16 protein-coding genes are annotated in these 22,783 nt (G+C 73.2%); 2 read left to right on the top strand and 14 right to left on the bottom strand.

Annotated elements, in window-relative coordinates:
* Positions 1–93: 93 nt before the first annotated feature.
* The gene (locus tag AB0I16_RS27230) at positions 94–3,210 is read right to left on the bottom strand and encodes an EAL domain-containing protein (protein ID WP_363252223.1); all 3,117 of its coding nucleotides are present in this window, start codon (positions 3,208–3,210) and stop codon (positions 94–96) included.
* Between the two features lie 208 nt (positions 3,211–3,418).
* Positions 3,419–4,372, bottom strand: coding sequence for a 2-hydroxyacid dehydrogenase (locus AB0I16_RS27235; RefSeq protein WP_363252224.1), 954 nt, complete (start codon positions 4,370–4,372; stop codon positions 3,419–3,421).
* A gap of 145 nt (positions 4,373–4,517) precedes the next feature.
* Here AB0I16_RS27235 and AB0I16_RS27240 point away from each other — a divergent pair, with 145 nt between their 5' ends.
* A complete protein-coding gene (locus AB0I16_RS27240; protein ID WP_363252225.1) occupies positions 4,518–5,534 on the top strand; it encodes an aldo/keto reductase in 1,017 nt (338 codons plus the stop codon).
* Positions 5,535–5,611: 77 nt separating this feature from the next.
* Positions 5,612–6,814 carry a PQQ-dependent sugar dehydrogenase gene (locus AB0I16_RS27245; RefSeq protein WP_363252226.1) on the top strand — a complete coding sequence of 401 codons (1,203 nt, stop codon included), beginning with the start codon at positions 5,612–5,614 and terminating at the stop codon, positions 6,812–6,814.
* Position 6,815: 1 nt separating this feature from the next.
* On the opposite strand, the gene AB0I16_RS27250 is transcribed toward AB0I16_RS27245, so the two are convergent.
* The 12 genes from AB0I16_RS27250 to AB0I16_RS27305 all read right to left on the bottom strand — a co-directional run bounded on the left by AB0I16_RS27250 (position 6,816) and on the right by AB0I16_RS27305 (position 22,699).
* Positions 6,816–7,067: a DUF6191 domain-containing protein gene (locus AB0I16_RS27250; RefSeq protein WP_363252227.1), complete on the bottom strand. Its 252-nt coding sequence runs from the start codon at positions 7,065–7,067 to the stop codon at positions 6,816–6,818.
* An 80-nt stretch (positions 7,068–7,147) separates the two neighbouring features.
* The gene (locus AB0I16_RS27255; protein WP_363252228.1) at positions 7,148–10,237 is read right to left on the bottom strand and encodes an AAA family ATPase; all 3,090 of its coding nucleotides are present in this window, start codon (positions 10,235–10,237) and stop codon (positions 7,148–7,150) included.
* A gap of 79 nt (positions 10,238–10,316) precedes the next feature.
* Positions 10,317–10,496: a hypothetical protein gene (locus AB0I16_RS27260; RefSeq protein ID WP_363252230.1), complete on the bottom strand. Its 180-nt coding sequence runs from the start codon at positions 10,494–10,496 to the stop codon at positions 10,317–10,319.
* Between the two features lie 188 nt (positions 10,497–10,684).
* Positions 10,685–11,281, bottom strand: coding sequence for a hypothetical protein (locus tag AB0I16_RS27265; protein ID WP_363252231.1), 597 nt, complete (start codon positions 11,279–11,281; stop codon positions 10,685–10,687).
* A 35-nt stretch (positions 11,282–11,316) separates the two neighbouring features.
* Positions 11,317–11,874 carry a GNAT family protein gene (locus AB0I16_RS27270; RefSeq protein ID WP_363252232.1) on the bottom strand — a complete coding sequence of 186 codons (558 nt, stop codon included), beginning with the start codon at positions 11,872–11,874 and terminating at the stop codon, positions 11,317–11,319.
* Positions 11,852–14,104 (bottom strand): MMPL family transporter, encoded by a 2,253-nt coding sequence (locus AB0I16_RS27275; protein ID WP_363252233.1) that lies wholly within the window; start codon positions 14,102–14,104, stop codon positions 11,852–11,854. The genes AB0I16_RS27270 and AB0I16_RS27275 overlap by 23 nt, the downstream gene beginning before the upstream one ends.
* A 212-nt stretch (positions 14,105–14,316) precedes the next feature.
* Positions 14,317–16,419: a phosphocholine-specific phospholipase C gene (locus AB0I16_RS27280; protein ID WP_363252234.1), complete on the bottom strand. Its 2,103-nt coding sequence runs from the start codon at positions 16,417–16,419 to the stop codon at positions 14,317–14,319.
* A gap of 202 nt (positions 16,420–16,621) precedes the next feature.
* Positions 16,622–18,136, bottom strand: coding sequence for an Asp-tRNA(Asn)/Glu-tRNA(Gln) amidotransferase subunit GatB (gene gatB, locus AB0I16_RS27285; protein WP_363252235.1), 1,515 nt, complete (start codon positions 18,134–18,136; stop codon positions 16,622–16,624).
* 16 nt (positions 18,137–18,152) lie between these two features.
* On the bottom strand, positions 18,153–18,395 hold the full coding sequence (locus AB0I16_RS27290) for a hypothetical protein (protein WP_062771262.1): 243 nt from the start codon (positions 18,393–18,395) through the stop codon (positions 18,153–18,155).
* Entirely contained in the window at positions 18,392–19,885 is a 1,494-nt protein-coding gene (gatA, locus tag AB0I16_RS27295) for an Asp-tRNA(Asn)/Glu-tRNA(Gln) amidotransferase subunit GatA (protein WP_363252236.1), read from the bottom strand. Before gatA ends, AB0I16_RS27290 begins: the two co-directional genes overlap by 4 nt.
* Positions 19,886–19,889: 4 nt before the next feature.
* Positions 19,890–20,186 carry an Asp-tRNA(Asn)/Glu-tRNA(Gln) amidotransferase subunit GatC gene (gene gatC / locus AB0I16_RS27300; RefSeq protein WP_010984178.1) on the bottom strand — a complete coding sequence of 99 codons (297 nt, stop codon included), beginning with the start codon at positions 20,184–20,186 and terminating at the stop codon, positions 19,890–19,892.
* Between the two features lie 149 nt (positions 20,187–20,335).
* Complete coding sequence (locus AB0I16_RS27305) at positions 20,336–22,699, bottom strand: bifunctional diguanylate cyclase/phosphodiesterase (RefSeq protein ID WP_363252237.1); 2,364 nt, start codon at positions 22,697–22,699, stop codon at positions 20,336–20,338.
* Between the last annotated feature and the right edge of the window lie 84 nt (positions 22,700–22,783).

Raw genomic sequence — 22,783 nt, forward strand, 5'->3', positions numbered from 1 at the left:
GACCGGTCCGTCCCTGCTTCAGCCGACGCGCTTGCCAAGTACGAGAATTCGGGTGCGCATGGCATTGACCCTCCCCCCGGCACGCAGTGCCTGTCAAGTAGGTGGGATGCGGGTCTCATTATGTGAACGCGCATAGGGCGGGGCGGTGGCCATCAGCGTCCCCGTGGAGCCGCCCGCGTACGCCTGCGCGCCGCCTCCCGCGAAGGTCTGCGCGGGCCCGCCGGCGAGGACGGGCTCGGCCGCGCCGCGCGGCACCGGATACTCGCCGAGGGTGAGCGCCCTGCGCAGCCGGTACTCGTCCAGCGGGCCCGAGAACGCCACGCCCTGCCCGTGCGTGCACCCCGTCTCGCGCAGGACCGTCACCTGCTCGGGCAGGTCGACGCCGTCGGCCACGGAGAGCAGCCCGAGGTCGCCCGCTATGCGCAGCAGCCCCGAGGTGATCTTGTAGGCCCGGGCGGATTCGGCGACGCCCTCGATCAGGCCCCGGTCCAGCTTCAGGATGTCGACGGGCAGCCTGCGCAGCGCGCTGATCGCCGCGTAGCCGCTGCCGAAGCCGTCGAGCGCGATGCGTACGCCGAGGCGGCGCAGGGCGGTGAGGCGGCGCTCCAGGTCGTCGAGGGAGACCCGGGGGTCGTGCTCCGTGAGCTCGATGACGAGCGCGCCGGAGGGCAGGCCGTGCCGGGTCAGGAGCGCCTCGACGGAGCCGAGGGGCATGGAGCGGTCCAGGAGCCTGCGCGCGCTCATCCGTACGGTGACGGGGACCGCGTGGCCGCTGCGGCCCCGCTCGGCGGCCTGCTCGACGGCCTTCTCCAGCGTCCAGCGGCCGAGCTCGGCGGTGCGGTCGCTCTCCCTGGTGTCACGGCCGCCGTCCCTCTCCCCGGCCTTGGTGGCCCGCAGGAACTCGGCGGGGGTGTAGAGGACGCCCTGGGCCGAGCGCCAGCGGGGCTGTGCGGCGACCGCGGTGATCCGGCCGTCGTCGAGGGCGACCACGGGCTGGTGGAGCAGCACGAACTCGCCGTCGTGCAGCGCGGCGCGCAGCCGGGTGGCCTGCTGCGCCTTGCGGGCGACGTCGGCCTGCATCTGGGGCGCGTAGAGCTCCACGCGGCCCTTGCCGGCGGCCTTGGCGCGGTACATCGCGAGGTCGGCGTTGCGCAGGAGTTCGCCCGCGCCGATGCCCGGCTCGGCGAACGCCACGCCGATGGACGCCGCGACGCGCACGTCGTTGCCGTCGATGGCGTAGGGCTGGGAGAGGGTGATTCTCAGCCGGTCGGCCAGTTCGAAGATGTGCCGTTCCCGTGCGGCCTGGTCCCTGGTCCCGTCGCCGACGATGAGGGCCGCGAACTCATCGCCGCCGAGCCGGGAGGCGGTGTCGCCCGAACGCACCGCCTCCTGAAGTCTGCGCGCCGCCTGGATGAGCAGTTCGTCCCCGGCCTGGTGGCCGATGGTGTCGTTGACCGCCTTGAAGCCGTCGAGGTCGATGAAGAGCACGGCCGTGCCGCGGTCGGTCACTCTGCGGCCGGTCAGCGCCTGTCCCACCCGCCGGGTGAACAGGGCGCGGTTGGGCAGGTCGGTGAGCGGGTCGTGTTCGGCGTTGTGCTGCAACTGGGCCTGGAGCCGCACCCGCTCGGTGACGTCCCTGCTGTTGAAGATGAGGCCGCCCTGGTGGCGGTTGACGGTGGACTCGACGTTCAGCCAGTCGCCGTTGCCGGATCTGAAGCGGCACTCGATGCGGGTGGTCGGCTCCTCGACCGGGTGCGCGGCGAGGAATCTGCGCACCTCGTGCACGACCCGGCCGAGGTCCTCGGGGTGCATCAGCGAGGCCAGTTCGGAGCCGACGAGTTCGTCGGCGTCACGGCCGTAGACCCCGGCGGCGGCCGGGCTCACGTAGTGCAGGACGCCGTTGGGCGCGGCGATCATGATGACGTCGCTGGAGCCCTGGACCAGGGAGCGGAAGTGGTTCTCCTTCTGGGCCAGCTCCTGGGTGAGCGTGATGTTGTCCAGGAGCATGATGCCCTGGCGGACCACGAGGGCGAGCACGACGGTGCCCGCGGTGAAGAGCACGACCCGGTCGACGCTGCGGCCGTTCAGCACGTTGTAGAGAATCCCCAGGGTGCAGACCGCGGCTGCCAGGTACGGCGTGAGGGCGGCGAGCGAACCGGCGGTCGGGCGCGTGCCGGGCGCCTTCGGCCCGTCGGGCCCGCTGTCGTGCGCCTCGCGCGCGGGGGCCTGCCCTTCCGCCCCGCGCGCCTGCCGGGGGGCGGCCCAGGGCGCGTACGCCAGGAGGAGTGAGCCCGCGAACCAGCCGGCGTCCAGCATCTGGCCCGAGCGGTAGGTCGCGTGGAGCAGGGGCGAGGTGAACAGGGCGTCGCACAGCACGGTCACCGCGAGCGCTCCGATCGCGGTGTTCACCGCGGTGCGGTGCGTCGATGAGCGTTTGAAGTGCAGCGCCAGGACCATGCTGACCAGCGCGATGTCGAGCAGCGGGTAGGCGAGCGAGAGCGCGGCGTGCGCGACGCTCTGGCCCTCGAACTGCGCGGTGTGCGCGAGGGCCAGGCTCCAGGCGATGGTGAGGAGCGAACCGCCGATCAGCCAGGAGTCCAGGGCGAGGCAGGTCCAGCCCGCCCTGGTCACCGGGCGCTTGGCGAGCACGAGCAGGCCGATGATGGCGGGTGGCGCGAAGCAGAGGAAGAACAGGTCGGCATAGCCGGGGCTCGGCACGGGGCGGTCGAGCACGACCTCGTACCAGCCCCAGACGCCGTTGCCCAGGGCCGCCATCGCGGAGGAGGCCGCGAAGAGCAGCCACGCGGGTCGAAAACGGCTGCGGCGCGTGCGGGAGTAGTGGAAGCAGGAGACCGCGGCCGCCGCCGCCGCGACGCTCAGCCCGAAGTCGCCCATGATCAGGGCCAGGCGCTCGGAGCCCCAGCCCGTCGCGGCTCCGGTGGCATACCCGCCGCACAGGAGCAGCAGGAGCACCTGGGAGACGAAGCAGCGGCTGCCCGGCAGGGGGCGGCGCAGCAGCGGTGTCCGCGGGGGCAGCGGCGTCGCCGCGAGCCCCTGGTCGAGGACGGCGGTGGAGCCCTGGGGGGTGCTCACCGCACCGCCCGGGTCCGCGCCGCCCCCGTGCCCGGCCGGTCCGCGTGACGGCCGCACCGGCCCGGTGCGCGTGAGAGTAGGCGGCGGCCGTCCCGCCACGTCGGATCGTCCGCCCATAGGCCAAACATCGCCCGTCGCCCCCCTTGCAGTCTGCTGTGCGTCCCCGGCGCCGAACTGGTCCACGGCGCTTCCCCAGTCGGGACGATACACCAGGATCGTCACTCAGGGACATAGGCTCTCTACGCTCCGTGACGGCGCTCGAAGGAGTGGACACACGGCGCACACATATGGGTGCGCAGCGTGCGCACCGGTCAAACCCGGACCGTCAACCGCCGATCGTGCGGACGACGTTGTCGACGGGCCGCCCCGCGGCGAACTTCGTCAGCTGCGCGGCCAGCAGCCGGTGGGCGCGGGGCAGGAAAGCGGACGTAGGGCCTCCGACATGCGGGGTGATGAGCACGCCGGGGGCCTGCCACAGGGGGTGGCCTGCGGGGAGGGGCTCGGGATCGGTCACGTCGAGCGCCGCGGTGATGCGTCCGGACTCCAGCTCGGCGATGAGCGCCTTGGTGTCGACGACGGGGCCGCGGGCGACGTTGACGAGGAGCGCGCCGTCCTTCATCCGGGCCAGGAAGCCGGCGCCCACGAGGCCCCGGGTGTCCTCGGTGAGCGGCGTCGCGAGGATGACCACGTCGGCCTCCGGCAGCAGGGGGTGCAGCTCGGTGAGCGGGTGCACGGGGCCGCGCTCCGAGGCACGGGCGGAGCGCGCGACGCGCGCCACCCGCGCGCACTCGAAGGGGGCGAGCCTGTCCTCGATGGCGGAGCCGATCGCCCCGTAGCCCACGATGAGCACGGACTTGTCGGCGAGCGCCGGGTTGAACCCCGTGCGCCACTCCTGTGCGCGCTGTCCCTCGAAGAACTTCGGGAAGCCCCGCAGCGAGGCCAGGACCAGGGCGAGGGCCAGCTCGGCGGTGCTCGCCTCGTGCACACCGCGCGCGTTGCACAGACGTACGCCCGGCTGCAGGAACTTCAGTCCCGCGTCCATCTGGTCGACCCCCGCCGACAGCGTCTGCACGACGCGTACGGACGACATCTCGGGCAGCGGGCGCACGGCGACCGCCGGGCCGTGGAGGTAGGGCACCACGTAGAAGGCGCAGTCGGCGGGGTCGGCGGGGAACTCCTTTCCGCCGTCCCAGAAGCGGTAGGTGAGGCCGGCCTCGGACGCCTCGGGCAGTCCCGGTATGCCGTGCGCCTCGAACGGAAGCCATACGTCAGTCGTCATGTCCAGGAGGCTAGTGCGCGGCCGTCGGCCGCGGCCCGCGGGGAGGCAGCGCTCGGGGCCGGGAGGGCAGCGGCTAGTTTGGGTGATCTTCGGACGCGCAGGACGCAGGGGACGCAGAGAACGCGAAGCGGAAGGGTACGGCCAGGTGGAGCGCAGGACGATCGGCGCGGGGGCGCTCGAAGTGGGCGCCGTCGGACTCGGCTGCATGCCGATGAGCTGGGCATACACCGGCTCGCGGCAGCGCGGCGACGCGTCGCTGCGCACCGTGCACGCCGCGCTGGACGCGGGCGGGGACGCGGCGACGCTGCTCGACACCGCCGACATGTACGGGCCCTTCACGAACGAGCTGCTGATCGGCCGGGTGCTCAAGGAGCGGCGGGGCGAGGCGTTCGTGTCCACCAAGTGCGGCCTGCTCGTGGGCGAGCAGCACATCGTCGCCAACGGCCGCCCCGGCTACGTGAAGCGGGCCTGCGACGCGTCGCTGCGGCGGCTCCAGACCGAGACCATCGACCTGTACCAGCTGCACCGCGTCGACCCCGAGGTCCCCGTGGAGGAGACCTGGGGCGCGATGGCGGAGCTGGTCGCCGCGGGGAAGGTGCGGGCCCTGGGTCTGTGCGCCGTGGGGGCGCGCGCGGGGCGGCGCGCGGCGCACGGCCGCCCGAGACCCGGGCTGCACGACGCGACGATCCGGCTCCTGGAGCGGGTGCAGCAGGTCTTCCCGGTGAGCGCGGTGGAGGCCGAGCTGTCCGTGTGGTCGCCGGAGGCGCTGGACGCGCTGCTGCCGTGGTGTGTGGCGCGCGGCGTCGGGTTCCTCGCGGCGATGCCCCTGGGGAATGGTTTCCTCACCGGCACGCTCACCCCCGGCCAGGGCTTCGAGCCCGACGACCTGCGGGCCCGCCACCCGCGCTTCACCGCCGAGATGATGGCGGCCAACCAGCCGCTGGTGGTGGGGCTGCGCCGGGTGGCGGAGCGGCACGGGGCGACGCCGGCGCAGATCGCGCTGGCCTGGACGCTCCGGCAGGGCCCGCACGTGGTGCCGATCCCGGGCGCCAAGCGGGCGCGCTGGGCGGTGGAGAACGCGGGGGCGGCGGCGGTGGCGCTGACCGGCGCGGACCTGGCGGAGATGGCGGCGCTGCCGCCCGCCCTGGGGTCGTGGGACTGAGGGCCCGGCCCTTGAGGGGTTCCCGCCTGAGCCGCCCGGTGGCCGCGTCACGGGAACTCCCGGGGCCCGCGCGGTGTATGACAAGGAGAAGCGCCGCCGTCGAAGGGACCCCGATCGTGCAACGACCCGCTGTTTCCGCCGTGTTGGCCGCCGCTGCCGCCCTCGCCCTCACCGTCGGCTGCTCGTCGGGGGACGGCGACGGGCCCGGCCACCGCGAGAGCCCGCCGAGACCGGACGCCTCCAGTGGGTCCGCGACCGGGAAGCGGGGCGCCGACGCCCCGCCCGAGAAGGGCTCGGCGAAGGTCACCCGCACCGTGACCACCGGCCTGAAGTCGCCGTGGGGCCTCGCCGAACTGCCCGAGGGCGACCTGCTCGTCTCCTCGCGCGACGAGGGGACGATCACCCGGGTCGACGCCGAGACGGGCGAGAAGACGCGCCTCGGCTCGGTGCCCGGCGTCTCCCCCGGCGGCGAGGGCGGCCTGCTGGGGATCGCCCTCTCCCCCTCGTACGCGTCGGACCACATGGTGTACGCGTACTTCACCACGGAGTCCGACAACCGCATCGCCCGCATGCTGTACGACGAGAAGAAGCCGTCGGGGCAGCGGCTCGGCGCGCCCGACACGATCCTCAAGGGCATCCCCAAGGGCTCGAACCACGACGGCGGCAGGATCGCCTTCGGGCCGGACAAGATGCTGTACGCGGGCACGGGCGAGACGGGTGACACCGACCTCTCCCAGGACAAGAAGTCCCTGGGCGGCAAGATCCTGCGCGTCACGCCGGACGGCGAGCCCGCCCCCGGCAACCCCTTCGAGGGATCGGCCGTCTACTCCCTCGGCCACCGCAACGTACAGGGCCTCGCCTGGGACGAGCAGAAGCGGCTGTGGGCCTCGGAGTTCGGCCAGGACACCTGGGACGAGCTGAACGAGATCGAGGCCGGCGGCAACTACGGCTGGCCCGAGGCCGAGGGCGAGGAGGGCGCGGAGGGCTTCCGCGACCCGGTCGCCCAGTGGAAGACCTCCGAGGCCTCACCGAGCGGCGTGGCCTACGCCGAGGGCTCGGTCTGGATGGCGGGGCTGCGCGGCGAGCGGCTGTGGCGCATCCCGGTCCGCGGCGTGGACGGCGAACCCGCGCCGCAGGCGTTCCTGGAGGGCGAGCACGGCCGGCTGCGCACGGTGCTCGCGGCGGGCGGCGACAGGCTGTGGGTGGTCACGAACGAGACGGACACCCGGGGCACACCGGAGAAGGGCGACGACAAGATCCTGGAGGTGCGGGTGAAGTAGCTCAGGCCCCCGGCGGCGGCCGGCCGGGCCCGTCCGTGCCCTCGGTGTCCTCCGTGCCCTCCGCTTCGTCCGCGCCGTCCGCGCGGGGCGCCGGGACCGGCGGGCGCACGACCACCTTGCCCGAGGAGAGGTCTATCGGGCCCCGGCCCGGATCGCCGTCGGCGAGATCGACGCGGGTCGTCTCCAGGCGCTTCCGCTCGTCGTCGGTGTGCTTGCGGCCCGGCGCGAACAGGGCCTCGATCGCGTTGAACACTGCGCCTCCTCGGAGTGGAGATCCTGCCGTCCAGCGTAGGCGACCGGCCCCGGAACCGGCCGGGGCCGCGTCTGCGCCGGTCAGCCGCGTGCCTCGGCGCGGTCACCGCCCCGCGGGAACAGACGGAGGCGGTGGGCGAGCGCGGCGGCCTCGCCCCGGCCGCTGACGGAGAGCTTGGCGAGGATGTTGGAGACGTGGACGCTCGCCGTCTTCGGGGAGATGAACAGCTCCTCGGCGATCTGGCGGTTGCTGCGGCCCACCGCGACCAGCCGCAGGACGTCGCGCTCCCGGCTGGTCAGGCCGAGCGCCTCGGCCGGGTCGGCGGGGGCGGCCGGGGCCCGCGCGGGCTCGGCGGGGTCGAGGGCGAGGCGGGCGCGCTGGGCCAGGCCGGTGATCGCCTCGGTCAGCGGCCCCGCGCCGAGCCGCTCCGCGGTCTCACGGGCCTGGCGGAGCAGCCGGGCGGCGGTCCCGCGATCGGGCCCGTCGGGGGCGAGGAGCGCCTCGGCGAGGCGGAGGCGGACGCGGGCGAGGTCGTAGGGCCGGTCGAGGGGTTCGACGGCCGCGACCACCGCGGCCCAGTCGGCCGGGGTGTCGCGGTCCTCGGAGCGCAGGAGTTCGGCGCGGGTCCACTCGCCGTAGGCCCGCCAGAGCGGGATGGGGGTGGCCAGGGTCTTGGTGACCTCGCGGATGCGGGCGACGGCCGCGGGGCGGCCCGGTTCGGCGGCGGGCAGGCCGCGCGCGTCGGCCTCCATCGCGGCGGCGGCGAGGAGCAGCGGCCAGCCGTACTTGTACGTGCCGAAGGGCAGGCCGGCGGCGAGGCCCCGCTCGACCTCGGCGCGGCCGTCGAGCACGCGGCCCTCGGCGGCGGCGATGCCGAGGGCGATGGCGGCCAGCGGCAGCGTGTACTGCGGCTGGGGGTCGTGGGTGCCGTAGTGGTGGCAGGCGCTCTGGAGGTGGCGGGTCGCGGCGGCGTGGTCACCGCGGTAGAGCGCCATGCGCGCGGAGCACTGCGCGGCCGAGCCGCGGGGCTTGGCGCTCTGCGCGCAGCGGTGGGTCTGGACGACGGCTTCGGCCGCCTCGTCCCAGCGGCCGAGGGAGAGCAGCGACTCCGCGGCGTTGCCCCAGACCCAGCCCTCGGTGTCCATCAGGCCGTACTTCCGGCAGAACTCGATGCCCTCCATCGCGACCTTGACGGACTCCGCGGAGCGGCCGACGCCCTCCAGGGCCGACGGCAGGTTGATGTGGGCGCGGCTGAGGTCGGTGACCAGGCCCTGCTCGACGACGCGGTCCCTGACCTCGTACATCTCGGCGAGGCCGGTCTCGGGGTCGCCCGCCTCGATGAGGAGGTTGCCGCGGGTGAGGCGCGCGTTGAGCTCGATGGTGTCGGCCTTGACCATGCGGGCGTACTCGACGGCCCGCTCGGCGGCGGCCATGGTCTCGGGGCCCGGGGCGTGCAGCATGCCCCAGGAGGCGCGGTGGACCAGGACGTCGGCGTGCACCTCGGAGGGCGGCAGGCCGCGCATCAGCTCCTGGGCCTTGGCGATCTCGTCCCAGCCGTCGCCGCGGCCGAGGGTGGAGACGAGCCGGGAGCGCGAGACCCAGAACCACGCCGATCGCAGGGGGTCCTTGTTGTCGGCGAGGAGCCGCAGGGCCCGCTTGGTGATCTTCAGGGCGCGGTCGCGCTCGCCGCTGAGCCGTCCGGCGACGGTGGCCTCGGCCATCAGGTCGAGATAGCGCAGGGGTTCGGCGGGGTCGCAGCCGCAGGCGGGGTAGCCCTCCACGTAGTCGGCGGGGCGGAGCCTGTCGCGCACCTCCTCGGGGGCGTCGTCCCAGAGCTCCATGGCGCGTTCGAGCAGGCGGAGCTGTTCGGCGTAGGCGTGGCGCCTGCGGGCCTCGACGGAGGCACGCAGGACGGCGGGCAGGGCCTTGGCCGCGTCGTGCGCGTGGTACCAGTAGGCGGCGAGCCGGGCGGCGCGCTGGTCGGCGGCGACGAGTGCGGGGTCGGCCTCCAGGGCCTCGGCGAAGCGGCGGTTGATGCGGGAGCGCTCACCGGGCAGCAGGTCGTCGCTGACGGCCTCGCGGACCAGGGAGTGCCGGAAGCGGTAGCCGTCGCCGTCGGGCGAGGCGAGCAGGATGTTGGCGCCGACCGCGGCCCGCAGCGCCTCGATCAGGTCGTCCTCGCCGAGCCCCACGACCTCGGCGAGCAGCGGGTACTCGACGGTGGAGCCGCCCTCGGCGACGATGCGCGCGACCCGCTGGGTGTCCTCGGGCAGTTCCTCGACGCGTACGAGGAGCAGGTCGCGCAGCGAGTCGGTCAGGCCCGCGCAGCTGCCGCCGTGCGCGGCGACGGCGAGTTCCTCGACGAAGAAGGCGTTGCCGTCGGAGCGGTCGAAGATGTCGTCGACCAGGGACGGTTCGGGCTCGGCCGCGAGGATGCCGGCCATCTGGCGGGCGACCTCGTCCCTGCTGAAGCGCCCGAGTTCGATGCGGCGCACGGTCCGCATCCGGTCGAGTTCGGCGAGGAGGGGGCGCAGCGGGTGGCGGCGGTGGATGTCGTCGGCCCGGTAGGTGGCGAGGAGGACGAGGCGGCCGCCGCGCAGGGTGCGGAAGAGGTAGGCGAGGAGGTGCCGGGTGGAGGTGTCGGCCCAGTGCAGGTCCTCCAGGGCGATGACGACCGTGCGCTCGCGGGAGAGCCGCTCCAGGAGGCGGGCGGTCAGCTCGAAGAGGCGGGCCATGCCCTGCTCGTCGGAGCGTCCGCCGTGGCCGTGCGGGGCGGGAGCGGCCAGTTCGGGCAGGAGCCTGGCGAGCTCCTCCTCCTGGCCGTCGGCGGCGGCGGCCAGTTCGTCGGGGAGGCGGCGGCGCAGGGCGCGCAGGGCGGTGGAGAAGGGGGCGAACGGCAGGCCGTCGGCACCGATCTCGACGCAGCCGCCGAGCGCGACGACGGCGCCCTGCTGTTCGGCCGCCGCCGTGAACTCCTCCACCAGGCGGGTCTTGCCGACGCCCGCCTCGCCGCCGAGCAGCAGCGCCTGCGGCTCGCCCGTGCCGGGGCCCCCCGCTCCGTCGAGCGGGGTGCCCGTGGCGCGGGCGAGCGCTTCGTTCAATATGCCCAGTTCATCGGTGCGACCGACGAACACGGGGCTCACGGACCTGGTCTCCACAGCGGCGAGCATCGCACAGTGTGCTGACGGGGTGACACCGGATGTCCGGGAAGTGATCCCCGGCGGAACCGTCCCCGCCCCGCCTCTCACCTCAGGTGGTCCGCGCGGAACGGGCCCTCCAGGCGGGCGCGCTCACCCGCCCCCCGGCTTCGTCGCGCGCCGAGCCGCGGGCCGCGGTGCGGACGCGGCGGGCCTCACGGACCAGGCGGCGGCGGTCGGCCTCACGGGTCAGCTCGGCGGCGCGCAGCTGGTGCATCTCGTACTCGAACATCTCGTACCCCTCGGGTCCCAGTGGTGTTCATCGCTCTCTGCGACGGCTCCACTCTCGTCTCCCAGGGGGGTCCCCCACATCGGGCGAGTGCCGCATCTGCGCGGGGCCGGGGGCCTTACGCACGACGAGGGGCGGGGCAGGGGCCTTAGGCCCCGCCCCGCCCCTGCCTCAGATGTGGTCCGTGCGGCCTAGGAAGGTGCCGAGGGCAGGCCGAGCAGCAGGTCGGAGTACTTGGCGATGGCCAGGAGCAGTCCGATCACGCCGAGCGCGACGCCCGCCCACGACACCGACTTGATCCAGGGCGCCTGCTCCTTGCCGGGGGCGCCGAACGCGGGCCTGACGAGCACGGCGAAGCCGATGACCAGCGCCGCGAGGGCGAAGATGCCGGCGATCAGCGCGGTGATCTTCCAGGAGTCGCCGTAGAGGGCCTGGATCTGGCCGGCGACGCTCGCGGACTGGGCGGTCTCCAGCTGCCCGATGATGTTCGAGCGGGCGCCCGCGACGGTGCCGAGCCAGCCGCCGGAGAGGCCGACGACGCCGAGCGCGACGGAGACGACGGCCGCGGCGCCCTGGCCGACACCCGCGGACCTCGCGGGCTTCACCGCCGCGTCGGACTCCTCGTCCGCGTCGAACTCGTCGTCCGCGTCCATGTCCGTGTCATCGGCGGCCTTGGTGACGTCGACCGGGGCCGCGTCCTTCTTCGGTTCCGGCGTCCCGGAGCCGGTCACTTCCTCGGCCCCGGTGGCATCCTGCGCCCCGGCCGCGTCCTCTGTCTTGGTAGCCATGCGAGGCACCGTACGGACGCTGTCTGAGAGCCGTCTTAACGAACGTCCCGTGCCGCGCGCCACTCCGGGGCCAGCACGGACCACACCTCCATGTCGTGGCGTATCCCCTGCCACGGGAAGCTCTCGCGCAGCACGCCGTCCTTGGTGAACCCCAGGCGCGCGGCCGTGGCCTTGCTGCGGTCGTTGCGCGAGGAGACCAGCCACTCGATCCGGTGCATGCCGCGCCGGTCGACGGCCCAGTCGACGAGGACGCGCGAGGCCCGGGTGACCAGGCCGCGCCCGGCCGCCGACGGCTCCAGCCAGACGCCGATCTCACAGCCGTCGACGCTGGTGTCGAAGATCCGGAACAGGATGCCGCCGACCAGCGTGCCGTCCAGCCAGATGCCGTACAGGCGCCCGGTGTCGGCCGCCTGCTTGTCGGCGTAGTTCTGGAGGACGCCCCGCGCCGATTCGAGGTCCTCGGCGACGACGGTCAGGGGCACATACGGCCCCGCGTACTCCCGGGCCCGCTCGACGTGGTCCAGGAACTCCTGGGCCTGCCACGGTTCGAGCGGTCTCAGCTCGGCGCCCTCACCCAGCGATGTCGCGAACATTCCGGTCTTCCACCCCGCCCATGTCGTCGGCCGCGTCCCTCTGGGCCGGAATCCTGCCACGCGGACCGCCCGCGTTCGAACGACTTTCGGGCGGCTCGACGCTGATGCGCGGCAGCAGCCTGTCCAGGCTCCGCGGGAGCCACCAGTTGGCGCCGCCGAGCAGGTGCATCAGGGCGGGCACCAGGAGCGTGCGCAGGACGAAGGCGTCGAGTGCCACGGCCGCCGCGAGGGCGATGCCGAACATCGCGACGACGCGGTCGCCGCTGAGCACGAAGGCGAGGAAGACGGAGATCATGATGACGGCGGCGGAGTTGATCACCCGGCTGGTCTCGGCGAGGCCCACCCGCACCGCCCGCCGGTTGTCGCCGGTCTCCAGCCACTCCTCGTACATCCGGCTGACCAGGAAGACCTGGTAGTCCATGGAGAGGCCGAAGAGGACGGACACCATGATCACGGGGAGGAAGGGCTCGATGGGCCCCGCCCTGCCGAGGCCGAGCAGTTCGCTCCCCCAGCCCCACTGGAAGACCGCGACGACGACGCCGAAGGCGGAGGCGACGGCCGCCACGTTCATCACGGCGGCCTTGAGCGGGATGCCGACCGAGCGGAAGGCGAGCAGGAGCAGCACGCAACCGAGGCCGATGACGACGCCCACGAAGAGCGGCAGCTTCCCGACGATGACCTCGGCGAAGTCGTCGTAGCTCGCGGTCACGCCGCCGACCACCACGTCGAGGGAGCTGTCCCGCTCGGCCTCCGGCAGGACGTCCTCGCGCAGCCGGTCGACGAGCGCGCTGGTCGCCTGCGACTGGGGGGCGGAGTCGGGCACGACGGTGAGGAACGCGGTGCGGCCGTGTCCGTCGTACGTCGCCGGGCTCACGGAGGCGACGCCCTCGGTCGTCCGCAGCACCGTGCCGAGGGTGTCGACGGCGACGCGGTCACCGGCGCCGTAGACCTCGCTGACCAGTGTCAGGGGGCCGTTGACGCCCGGCCCGAAGCCCGCCCCGAGCAGGTCGTAGGCCTGCCGGGTGGTGCTGGACGCCGGGTTGTTGCCCTGGTCGGACGTGCCGAGGTGCAGGGCGAGGGCGGGCAGCGCGAGCACGGCCATGACGCACACGGCGAGGGCGCCGAGCAGCTTCGGCCTGCGCTCGACGAAGGCGGCCCAGCGGGCGGCGAGCCCGGTCGGCAGCTCCGGCTCGGGTCCGTGCTCGGCGAGGCGGCGCCGCTCGCCGCGGCTGAGGGCGCGCGGGCCGATGAAGGACAGCAGCGCGGGCAGCAGCGTCACGGCGGCGGCGACGGTGAGGACGACGGTCAGCGAGGCGGCGACCGCGACGCCGTTGAGGAAGCTGAGCCGCAGGATGAGCATGCCGAGCAGGGCGATGCAGACGGTGGCGCCGGCGAAGACGACGGCGCGCCCCGTGGTGGCGACGGCGCGCTCGGCGGCGACGGCCACCGGCAGTCCGCGCTTGAGGCCCTTGCGGTGTCTGGTGACGATGAACAGGGCGTAGTCGATCCCGACGCCGAGGCCGATCAGGGTGCCGAGCATCGGCGCGAAGTCCGCGACGGTCATGAGGTGGCCGAGCAGCACGATCCCCGCGTACGCCGTGCCGACGGAGACCAGGGCGGTCGCGATCGGCAGCGCGGCCGCGGCGAGCGAGCCGAAGGCGAGGAAGAGCACGACGGCGGCGACGGCCACCCCGACGATCTCGGCCGCCTTGGCGTCCTTGGACTCGGTGAGCCCGATGGCGGTGCCGCCCAGTTCGACCTGGAGGCCGGGGGACGCGGCGGCCTTGGCGGTGTCGAGGACCCGCCGGGCGTCGGCCTCGGCGATGTCGTCGGCCTGCTCCCGGAAGGTGACGGTGGCGTAGGCGGTCCTGCCGTCCTCGCTGATCCGCCCGGCCCCCTCGTCCCCGTAGGGGCCGGCCACCGAGGCCACGGCGGGCTGCCGGGCGATGCTGTCGAGGGCGTCGGACATGGTCCGTTCGACGTCGGCCGCGCGGACGGAGGTGCCGGGTCCGGTGTGCCAGACGACGGTGCCGCTGTCCCCGCCGAGCCCGTGGAACCGCTCGTCGAGGAGGTGCGCGGCACGGCCCGACTCGGTGCCGGGGACCTCGTAGTCGTTCGAGTACGCGCTCCCGGCGAGCGCTGCGGCCGTCGCCGTGCCGCCGAGGGCGACGAGCCAGAGGAGGACGGCGAGTAGGCGGTGCCTGACGCACCAGCGGGCGAGTGCTGCCACGGACCGGCTCCCTGGATGTTTCGTGGATCTTTACCGGGAGCAGCGGTGATCAGCTGTACGAGGGCCCGCAAAGAACACATGAGCGGCTACCTGCCCGCCTGGACCACCTTGGCAGCATTTGATGATCCTTGGTCCGTTTCGTGGCCTTCCTCACAGGGGCGCACGGGGTGCGCGGAGGCCCCACGGGCAGCTCCGCGCACCGGCGCCGCGCGTCAGCCCGAGACGCTCGCGCGACCGTTCTCGATGTGGCCCATGAGCCTGCGGTGGAACGCCTTGTCGGCGTCGGCGGTGACCTCGACGTCGTACCAGCCGTGCTCGTCCTCGGTCCGCCAGGCGACGGTGCGGCTGCTGCCCGGCCTGACGCGGACGGTGCGCGTCCGCGACCTGACGTCGTCCTCGTCCACGTACCCGAGCGGCCTGACCGTGAAGACGAGTTCCCCGCGGCCCCGGTTGGCCAGCGTCAGGTGGATCTCGCGGCGGGTGATCGCGGAGGTGAGCCGCGCGCCGCCCTCCTTGCCGCCCTTGAACTCGCGCCGGAAGCCGTTGGGTCCCGTGACGGTGAAGTCGTAGCGGTCGCCGGTCACCGGCACGGTCCAGGCGCCCTTGCGCACGACGTCCTGGTGCTGGGGGACCGTGAACTCGCCGGCGTAGGGGTAGAGCGCGAAGTGCGCGCTGGAGCGGCCGCCGTTGCGCAGCCGCACGGTGAGCCCGCCGCCCTCGTCCGGCCGCGCGTCCGCGTCGGGCTGGTACGGCAGCGGGCGCGCGCGGCGGACACCGGGCTCCTGGACGGGCATGGCCTGCTCCCGCGGCGGCCGCGGCGCCCATCGGCCGCTGAACGCCGGGACGGGCCCCGGCCGCTCGACCTCCGGCATGCGGTGGGCGCGCCGGAAGTCGAAGGCGCCGGTGAGGTCGCCGGTGACCTTGCGGCGCCAGGCGCTGATGTTGGGCTCCTCGACGCCGGTCCACTTCTCCAGGAAGCGCACGACGGAGGTGTGGTCGAAGACCTCGGAGGAGACGTAGCCGCCGACGGTCCACGGCGAGACGACGAGCATCGGCACGCGGATGCCGAGCCCGGTCGGCCTGCCGTTCCAGCGCTCGGCCCGCTCCGCCTCGGAGTCGCCGCCGGGTACGGGCGGCGGGACGTGGTCGAAGAAGCCGTCGTTCTCGTCGTAGTTGATGAAGACGGCGGTACGGCGCCACACCTCGGGGTGGGAGGCGAGCGCGTCGAGGATCTTGTAGACGATGGTGGCGCTGTGAATCGGCGAGGAGACGCTGGGGTGCTCGGAGTCGACGGCGGAGGGCACCAGGTAGGTGACCTTCGCGAGCCTGCCGTCGGCGACGTCCTCGGCGAACTTCGTCGCGAGCGTGCCGGTGGGCACGCGCCGCAGCCCGCGCTCGAAGAGGGACCGCTCGCGCTTGTCGAGGGTGCGGACGCCGTCCTCCAGGTCGGCGAGGAGCCGCGCGCGCGTGGTCTCGTCCCTGGCGTCGCGCACCTTGGCGTAGAAGGCCTCCATGTAGGTGAGCCCGGTCCTGGCGAGCACCTTGCGGGCGATGGCCTTGAAGGTCGCGAAGAACTCGATCTGGTTGTCGGTGAAGTTCTCCCACTCGGTGTACGTCCGCCAGCTCACGCCCGCCTTCTCCAGGCGTTCGGCGTACGTGCCCCAGCCGTAGCCCGGGTGGGTGCCCTCGGCGTAGGCGTCGTTGCCGACGGCCCGCGTGCCGTTCGCCTCGTAGCCCGTCGTACCGCTCCACAGGTGGTTGCGGTTGGGGCTGGTGGAGGTGTGGATGGAGGAGTGGTAGGCGTCGCAGACGGTGAAGGTGTCGGCGAGTTCGTAGTGCAGCGGGATGTCCTCGCGCGTGTAGTACGCCATGGTCGCCGCCGTCTTCGCGGTGATCCAGCCGTCCATCCAGCCGTCGTGCCAGGCCTTGGCGCCACCGTTCCAGGAGTGGTCCAGGTCGCCGATGTACTGGAGGTCCTTCTTCTGCGTCTCCGCGGCCTGCCGGACGGAGAAGGGCAGCACGGTGCGGGAACCGTCGGGCTGCTCGAAGACGGACTTCCCGCCGGGCAGCCGGATGGCGTTGCGGTCGCCGAAGCCCCGTACGCCGCGCAGGGAACCGAAGTAGTGGTCGAAGGAGCGGTTCTCCTGCATGAGGATCACCACGTGCTCGATCGAGTCGAGACCGCCGCGGCCCTTCGGCGGCCCCTGCGCGAGCGCCTGCTGCAGCGAGGGCGGCAGGAAGGAGCCGACGGCCGCGGCGCCGAACGCGCCGCCGCCCACCGCCATCAACCGTCTGCGCGATATCTCCGGAGTCACGTATGACCTCCCTGGGTCCTGGCCGACAGTCAATGGTTCTCGGCTGATCCACTTGATCTGTACGGCGGGGACGCTAGTGACGTCCGGTTTCGCTGTGAAGGCCGCAGGTCGAAGGAGAAGTGAACGTCCGAAAGGCGCCGCACGGGAAAGGGGCGGCGCACCGGTGAGGTGCGCCGCCCCCTGCCGGGCGGGAAAGGGCCGGTCAGCCCTCGCTGACGCCGAGCTTCTGAAGGATCAGCTCCTTGACGCGGGCCGCGTCGGCCTGGCCGCGCGTGGCCTTCATGACCGCGCCGACCAGGGCGCCCGCGGCGGCGACCTTGCCGCCACGGATCTTGTCCGCGACGCCCGGGTTGCCGGCGATGGCCTCGTCGACGGCGGCCGTGAGCGCGCCCTCGTCCGAGACGACCTTCAGGCCGCGCTTCTCGACGACCTCGTCCGGCGTGCCCTCGCCCTTGAGGACGCCCTCGATGACCTGACGGGCCAGCTTGTCGTTCAGGTCGCCCTTGGCGACCAGCTCCGTGACCCGGGCGACGTGCTCCGGGGTGATCGGGAGCGCGCCGAGCTCGACGCCCTGCTCGTTGGCGTGCCTGGCCAGCTCGCCCATCCACCACTTGCGGGCCGACGCGGCGTCCGCGCCCGCGTTGACGGTGGCGACGATCGGGCCGATGGCGTCGGCGTTGAGGATCGACTGCATGTCGTGCTCGGAGACGCCCCACTCCTCGCGGAGCCGGTTGCGGCGGACCCGCGGCAGCTCGGGGAGGCCGGCGCGCAGCTCCTCGACCCACTCGCGGGACGGGGCCACGGGCACCAGGTCCGGCTCGGGGAAGTAGCGGTAGTCCTCGGCGTTGTCCTTGATGCGGCCGGACGTCGTGGAGCCGTCGTCCTCGTGGAAGTGCCGGGTCTCCTGGACGATCGTGCCGCCGCCGTTCAGGACGGCGGCGTGCCGCTGGATCTCGTAGCGCGCCGCGCGCTCCACGGAACGGAGCGAGTTGACGTTCTTCGTCTCCGAGCGCGTGCCGAACTCCTCGCGCCCGTGCGGGCGCAGCGAGAGGTTCACGTCGCAGCGCATCTGGCCCTTGTCCATGCGGGCCTCGGAGACGCCGAGCGCCTTGATCAGCTCGCGCAGCTCGGCGACGTACGCCTTGGCGACCTCGGGGGCGCGCTCGCCCGCTCCCTCGATCGGCTTGGTGACGATCTCGATCAGCGGGATGCCGGCGCGGTTGTAGTCCAGGAGCGAGTGCGAGGCGCCGTGGATGCGGCCCGTCGCGCCGCCCACGTGCGTGGACTTGCCGGTGTCCTCCTCCATGTGGGCGCGCTCGATCTCCACGCGGAAGACCTCGCCGTCCTCCAGCTGGACGTCCAGATAGCCGTTGTAGGCGATCGGCTCGTCGTACTGCGAGGTCTGGAAGTTCTTCGGCATGTCCGGATAGAAGTAGTTCTTCCGGGCGAAGCGGCACCACTCGGCGATCTCGCAGTGCAGCGCGAGGCCGATCTTGATGGCGGACTCGACGCCGATCTCGTTGACGACCGGCAGCGCGCCGGGCAGGCCGAGGCAGGTCGGGCAGGTCTGGCTGTTCGCCTCCTGCTTGAGCGTCGTCGAGCAGCCGCAGAACATCTTGGTCCTGGTGCCGAGCTCGACATGGACCTCAAGGCCCATGACGGGGTCGTACGTCGCGAGGGCTTCCTCGTACGACACCAGGTCAGTCGTGACAGTCACGGTGAAACTTTCCCTCTCAGCCCAGCAGGACGTCGTCGTCGCCGAGCTTCTTCAGCTCGCGGTAGAGCAGTGCGAGGCCGGTGACGATGGCGGCAGCGGAGACAGCGGCGTCGATGAGGCGCAGCGTGTCGTGTTCCTTGCGGGCCATCCGGGCCTGCTTGACGACGGCGATCGCCCCGAAGGCGGTCGTGCCCATCGAAAGGTACGCGCCGGGCTTGGAATTCTTGAAGCCCTTGGCCTTGGCAGTCATGGGACTCATAGTGACGGTGCCTCCTCAAGCAGCGGGTGTCCCCACCTTTCCACGAAGGCGGCCTCGACGGCGGCTCCGACCGTGTAAAGACGGTCGTCCTTCATGGCGGGGGCGATGATCTGCAGTCCGACGGGCAGACCGTCCTCGGGCGCGAGGCCGCAGGGCAGCGACATCGCGGCGTTGCCCGCCAGGTTGGTCGGGATGGTGCAGAGGTCGGCCAGGTACATCGCCATCGGGTCGTCGGCGCGCTCACCGATCGGGAAGGCGGTGGTCGGGGTCGTCGGGGAGACGATCACGTCGACCTGCTCGAACGCCTTCTCGAAGTCCCGCGTGATGAGGGTGCGGACCTTCTGGGCGCTGCCGTAGTACGCGTCGTAGTAGCCGGAGCTGAGCGCGTACGTGCCGAGCATGACGCGGCGCTTGACCTCGTCGCCGAAGCCGGCCTCGCGGGTGAGCGCGGTGACGTCCTCGGCGGACTTCGTGCCGTCGTCGCCGACACGCAGGCCGTAGCGCATGGCGTCGAACCGGGCGAGGTTCGACGAGCACTCGGAGGGCGCGATCAGGTAGTACGCCGAGAGGGCCAGGTCGAAGGAGGGGCAGTCCAGCTCGACGACGGTGGCGCCGAGCGACTTCAGCAGCTCCACGGACTCGTTGAAGCGCTGGACGACACCGGCCTGGTAGCCCTCGCCGGAGAACTGCTTCACGACGCCGACGCGCATGCCCTCGACGCTGCCGTTGCGCGCGGCCTCGACGACCGGCGGGACCGGGGCGTCGATGGACGTCGAGTCCAGCTCGTCGTGGCCGGCGATGGCCTCGTGCAGGAGGGCCGCGTCCAGGACCGTGCGGGCGCAGGGTCCTCCCTGATCCAGGGAGGACGAGAAGGCCACCATGCCGTAGCGCGAGACGCCGCCGTAGGTGGGCTTGACGCCGACCGTGCCGGTGACGGCCGCGGGCTGGCGGATGGAGCCGCCGGTGTCCGTGCCGATGGCGAGCGGTGCCTCGTACGAGGCGAGGGCCGCGGAGGAGCCGCCGCCGGAGCCGCCGGGGATGCGGGTGAGGTCCCAGGGGTTGCCGGTGGGGCCGTACGCGCTGTTCTCGGTGGAGGACCCCATGGCGAACTCGTCCATGTTGGTCTTGCCGAGGATGACGACGTCGGCGGCCTTCAGGCGCTTGGTGACGGTCGCGTCGTACGGCGGAATCCAGCCTTCGAGGATCTTCGAGCCGACGGTGGTCGGCACGCCCTCGGTGGTGAAGATGTCCTTCAGGGCGAGCGGGACGCCGGCCAGCGGGCCGAGCTTCTCGCCGCGCTCGCGCTTGGCGTCGACGGCGCGCGCCTGCGCGAGGGCGCCCTCGCGGTCGACGTGCAGGAAGGCGTGCACCTTCTCGTCGACGGCGTCGATGCGGGCCAGGTGGGCCTCGGTGACCGCGACGGCCGTGAGCTCGCCGGAAGCGATCTTCGCGGCGATCTCGGCGGCGGTGAGCTTGATGATGTCCGTCATGTTCTTAGTCCTCCCCCAGGATCTGCGGCACCTTGAAACGCTGCTGCTCCTGGGCCGGGGCGCCCGAGAGCGCCTGCTCGGGGGTGAGCGACGGACGGACCTCGTCCGCGCGCATGACGTTCGTCAGCGGCAGCGGGTGCGAGGTCGGCGGTACGTCTTGGTCGGCGACCTCCGAGACGCGGGCGACCGCGCCGATGATGTCGTCGAGCTGTCCGGCGAAGTGGTCGAGCTCCTCGGCCTTCAGCTCCAGACGTGCAAGGCGGGCGAGGTGGGCGACCTCCTCGCGCGTGATGCCAGGCATGCGGCGATCCTCAGGGGTGAGTGTGCGGGTTGTGGCCCCAATCCTATGGGGCCGTGCGGTGTGCCCGTGAAACGGTTTCCCCGCCCGCTTCCTCCGGTGCCCGCCGCACGCTCCCCGCGGGGCCGCCCGCCGTGGCGCCACCGCCGCCGCTACTGCACCACGTGCCCCGAGGACCGGCCCATGTCCGAGGGCACGTCGGGGGTGGCCTCGGAGCCCTCGGCCAGAGCCGCCGCCGCGGCCTCCGCGGCGAGGTCGACCGGGCGGCGCCAGCCGCGCGAGCCCCTGGCCCGCAGCCACGCGGTGGTCTCCTCGGCGGGCATCGCGGCGGCGACCAGCCAGCCCTGCACCGCGTCGCAGCCGAGGTCGCGCAGCCGCTCCCACGTCTCGTCGTCCTCGACGCCCTCGGCGACCACGAGCAGCCCGAGGGAGTGGGCGAGGTCCACCGTGCAGCGGACGATCTCCGCGTCCTCGTTGTCCACGGCCAGGCGGGCGACGAAGGAGCGGTCGATCTTCAGCTCGCTCACGGGCAGCCGCCGCAGGTGCACCAGCGAGGAGTACCCCGTGCCGAAGTCGTCCAGGGACATCTTCACGCCGTGCCCGGTGAGCCCGGCCAGCGTGTCCGCGGCGCGCTGCGGGTCCTCCAGGAGCACGTGCTCCGTTATCTCCAGCTGGAGCGCGCCCGCGGGGACGCCGTGCCGGGCGAGGCGGGCCGCGACCGCTCCCGCGAAGCCCGGGGTGTGCACGTCGCGCGGCGAGACGTTGACGGCGACGGGGACCTTCAGGCCCTGCGCCTGCCACTTCGCGACCTGGCCGAGGGCCGTCTCCAGGACGTACTCCGTCAGGTGCGGCATGAGGCCCGAGGACTCCGCGATGGCGATGAACTCGTCCGGGGGCACCTTGCCCCGCTCCGGGTGCACCCAGCGCACCAGCGCCTCCAGGCCCGCCACCTTGCCGTCGAAGCGGACCTTCGGCTGGTAGTGCAGCTCCACGTCGCCCGCGTCGAGGGCGCGCCGCAGGTCGCCGAGGAGGCCGAGGCGGTCGGGGGTGTTGGAGTCCCGCTTCGACTCGTACACCTCCACGCCCGTGCGGTCCCGCTTCGCCTGGTACATCGCGACGTCCGCCCTGCGCAGCAGCCCCTCCGCGTCCAGCGCGTGGTCCGGGAAGACGGCGAGGCCCGCGCTGGCCTCCAGGACGAGGGTGAGGCCGTCCAGGTCGAGCGGCGAACCGAGCGCGGCGACCAGCTGCCGGGCCACGCGCGTGGCGGACGTCGTGGAGTCGGCGACGGGCAGCAGTACGGCGAACTCGTCGCCGCCGAGCCTGGCCGCCTCGGCGCCGCGCGGCAGCGCGATCCGCAGCCGGTCCGCTATCTGCAGCAGCAGCCGGTCCCCCGCCAGGTGGCCGAGGGTGTCGTTGACCGACCGGAAGCGGTCCATGTCGATCAGCATCAGCGCGGAGCGCGCGCCGATCCGCTCGGCGTCGTCCAGGGCCGTCCACGTCCGCTCCAGGAGCCACTGCCGGTTGGGCAGGCCGGTCAGCGGGTCGCGGAGCTGCTCCTCGGCGCGGGCGCGGGCGATCCACAGCGTGGAGTCGAGGGCGACGAGCGGGATCGCGAAGAGCGGCAGCAGTATCGGCAGGGAGATGGCCACCACGCATATCAGCGGGGCGATGCCGAGCAGCGCGATGCCGAGAAGTCCCTGCCGGACCAGGGCCGTCCGGGTGACGGTGGGCAGGGCGCCGGTGCGGGGCGCGTGGACGTACCAGAGCAGGACGCGGGTGACCGCGAGGTAGGCGACGGCGACCAGGGCGACCTCGGGCGCGGTGTACAGGTCCCAGCTCTCGGGCAGCCAGGGCGAGCCGGACGTCGGCGCCGTGCCGAAGGCGGCCATGGTGAGGGCGCCCGTGCCGATGCCGATGATGTCGACCGCGCCGTGCAGGACGCCCTGGCGCCGGCGGTGCCTGCGCGCGACGCCGACGAGGACGACGACGGTGAGGCTGACCAGGCCGGCGGGCATCCAGCCGTACAGCAGGAGTACGGCGACGGTGAGGGCGCCGCCGGAGCCCGTGCCGCCCCACCAGCGGTCCCTGCCGAGGGCGACGAGATGGCCGACGATGAGGCCGGTGAGGACGGCGAGCGACCAGCCCGCCGTGCCGGAGGGGAACAGCGCGTGCCCGTCCGCCAGGGCCTGGAATAACCCGGCGCCGAGCAGGAGCGCGGCGGCTGCGACGACCAGCACGGGCAGCAGCGGCCAGGGCTCGCGGGGTTCGTGCGCGCCCTGGCCGCCCGCCAGGACGGCGCCGCTCTCGGCGCCCCGCGCGGAGGGCGCGGTCCACGCCCGCTCGCGGGGCTCTATGGCCGTGCTCAGCGTCCCTGCCGCGGTTCCCGCTCCGGCTGTGCCCGGCGCGCCCGTGTCGGGGGCCGGTGATGTGCGGCGGCCCCGCAGCCACGTGCTCGGCGCGCGCCACTGGCGCGCGCGCAGCCGTGAGTCCGGGGCGGCGCTTTCGGTCGGTTCCATTCCCGTCCCTCTCACAGCCGGCGGTGCCCACGCCTTACGGACCCGGCCCGGTGCCGGCCGCGTCCGGTTCTTCCGTCCCCGCGC

The sequence above is a fragment of the Streptomyces sp. NPDC050703 genome, from assembly GCF_040654435.1.
GTDB lineage: Bacteria > Actinomycetota > Actinomycetes > Streptomycetales > Streptomycetaceae > Streptomyces.

Bases quoted from the DNA above. Each gene is read 5' to 3' on its own strand.
- AB0I16_RS27230 (WP_363252223.1), bottom strand. From the start codon at position 3,210: ATGGGCGGACGATCCGACGTGGCGGGACGGCCGCCGCCTACTCTCACG.
- AB0I16_RS27235 (WP_363252224.1), bottom strand. From the start codon at position 4,372: ATGACGACTGACGTATGGCTTCCGTTCGAGGCGCACGGCATACCGGGA.
- AB0I16_RS27245 (WP_363252226.1), top strand. From the start codon at position 5,612: ATGACAAGGAGAAGCGCCGCCGTCGAAGGGACCCCGATCGTGCAACGA.
- AB0I16_RS27255 (WP_363252228.1), bottom strand. From the start codon at position 10,237: ATGCTCGCCGCTGTGGAGACCAGGTCCGTGAGCCCCGTGTTCGTCGGT.
- AB0I16_RS27260 (WP_363252230.1), bottom strand. From the start codon at position 10,496: ATGTTCGAGTACGAGATGCACCAGCTGCGCGCCGCCGAGCTGACCCGT.
- AB0I16_RS27265 (WP_363252231.1), bottom strand. From the start codon at position 11,281: ATGGCTACCAAGACAGAGGACGCGGCCGGGGCGCAGGATGCCACCGGG.
- AB0I16_RS27270 (WP_363252232.1), bottom strand. From the start codon at position 11,874: ATGTTCGCGACATCGCTGGGTGAGGGCGCCGAGCTGAGACCGCTCGAA.
- AB0I16_RS27290 (WP_062771262.1), bottom strand. From the start codon at position 18,395: ATGAGTCCCATGACTGCCAAGGCCAAGGGCTTCAAGAATTCCAAGCCC.
- gatA (WP_363252236.1), bottom strand. From the start codon at position 19,885: ATGACGGACATCATCAAGCTCACCGCCGCCGAGATCGCCGCGAAGATC.
- gatC (WP_010984178.1), bottom strand. From the start codon at position 20,186: ATGCCTGGCATCACGCGCGAGGAGGTCGCCCACCTCGCCCGCCTTGCA.
- AB0I16_RS27305 (WP_363252237.1), bottom strand. From the start codon at position 22,699: ATGGAACCGACCGAAAGCGCCGCCCCGGACTCACGGCTGCGCGCGCGC.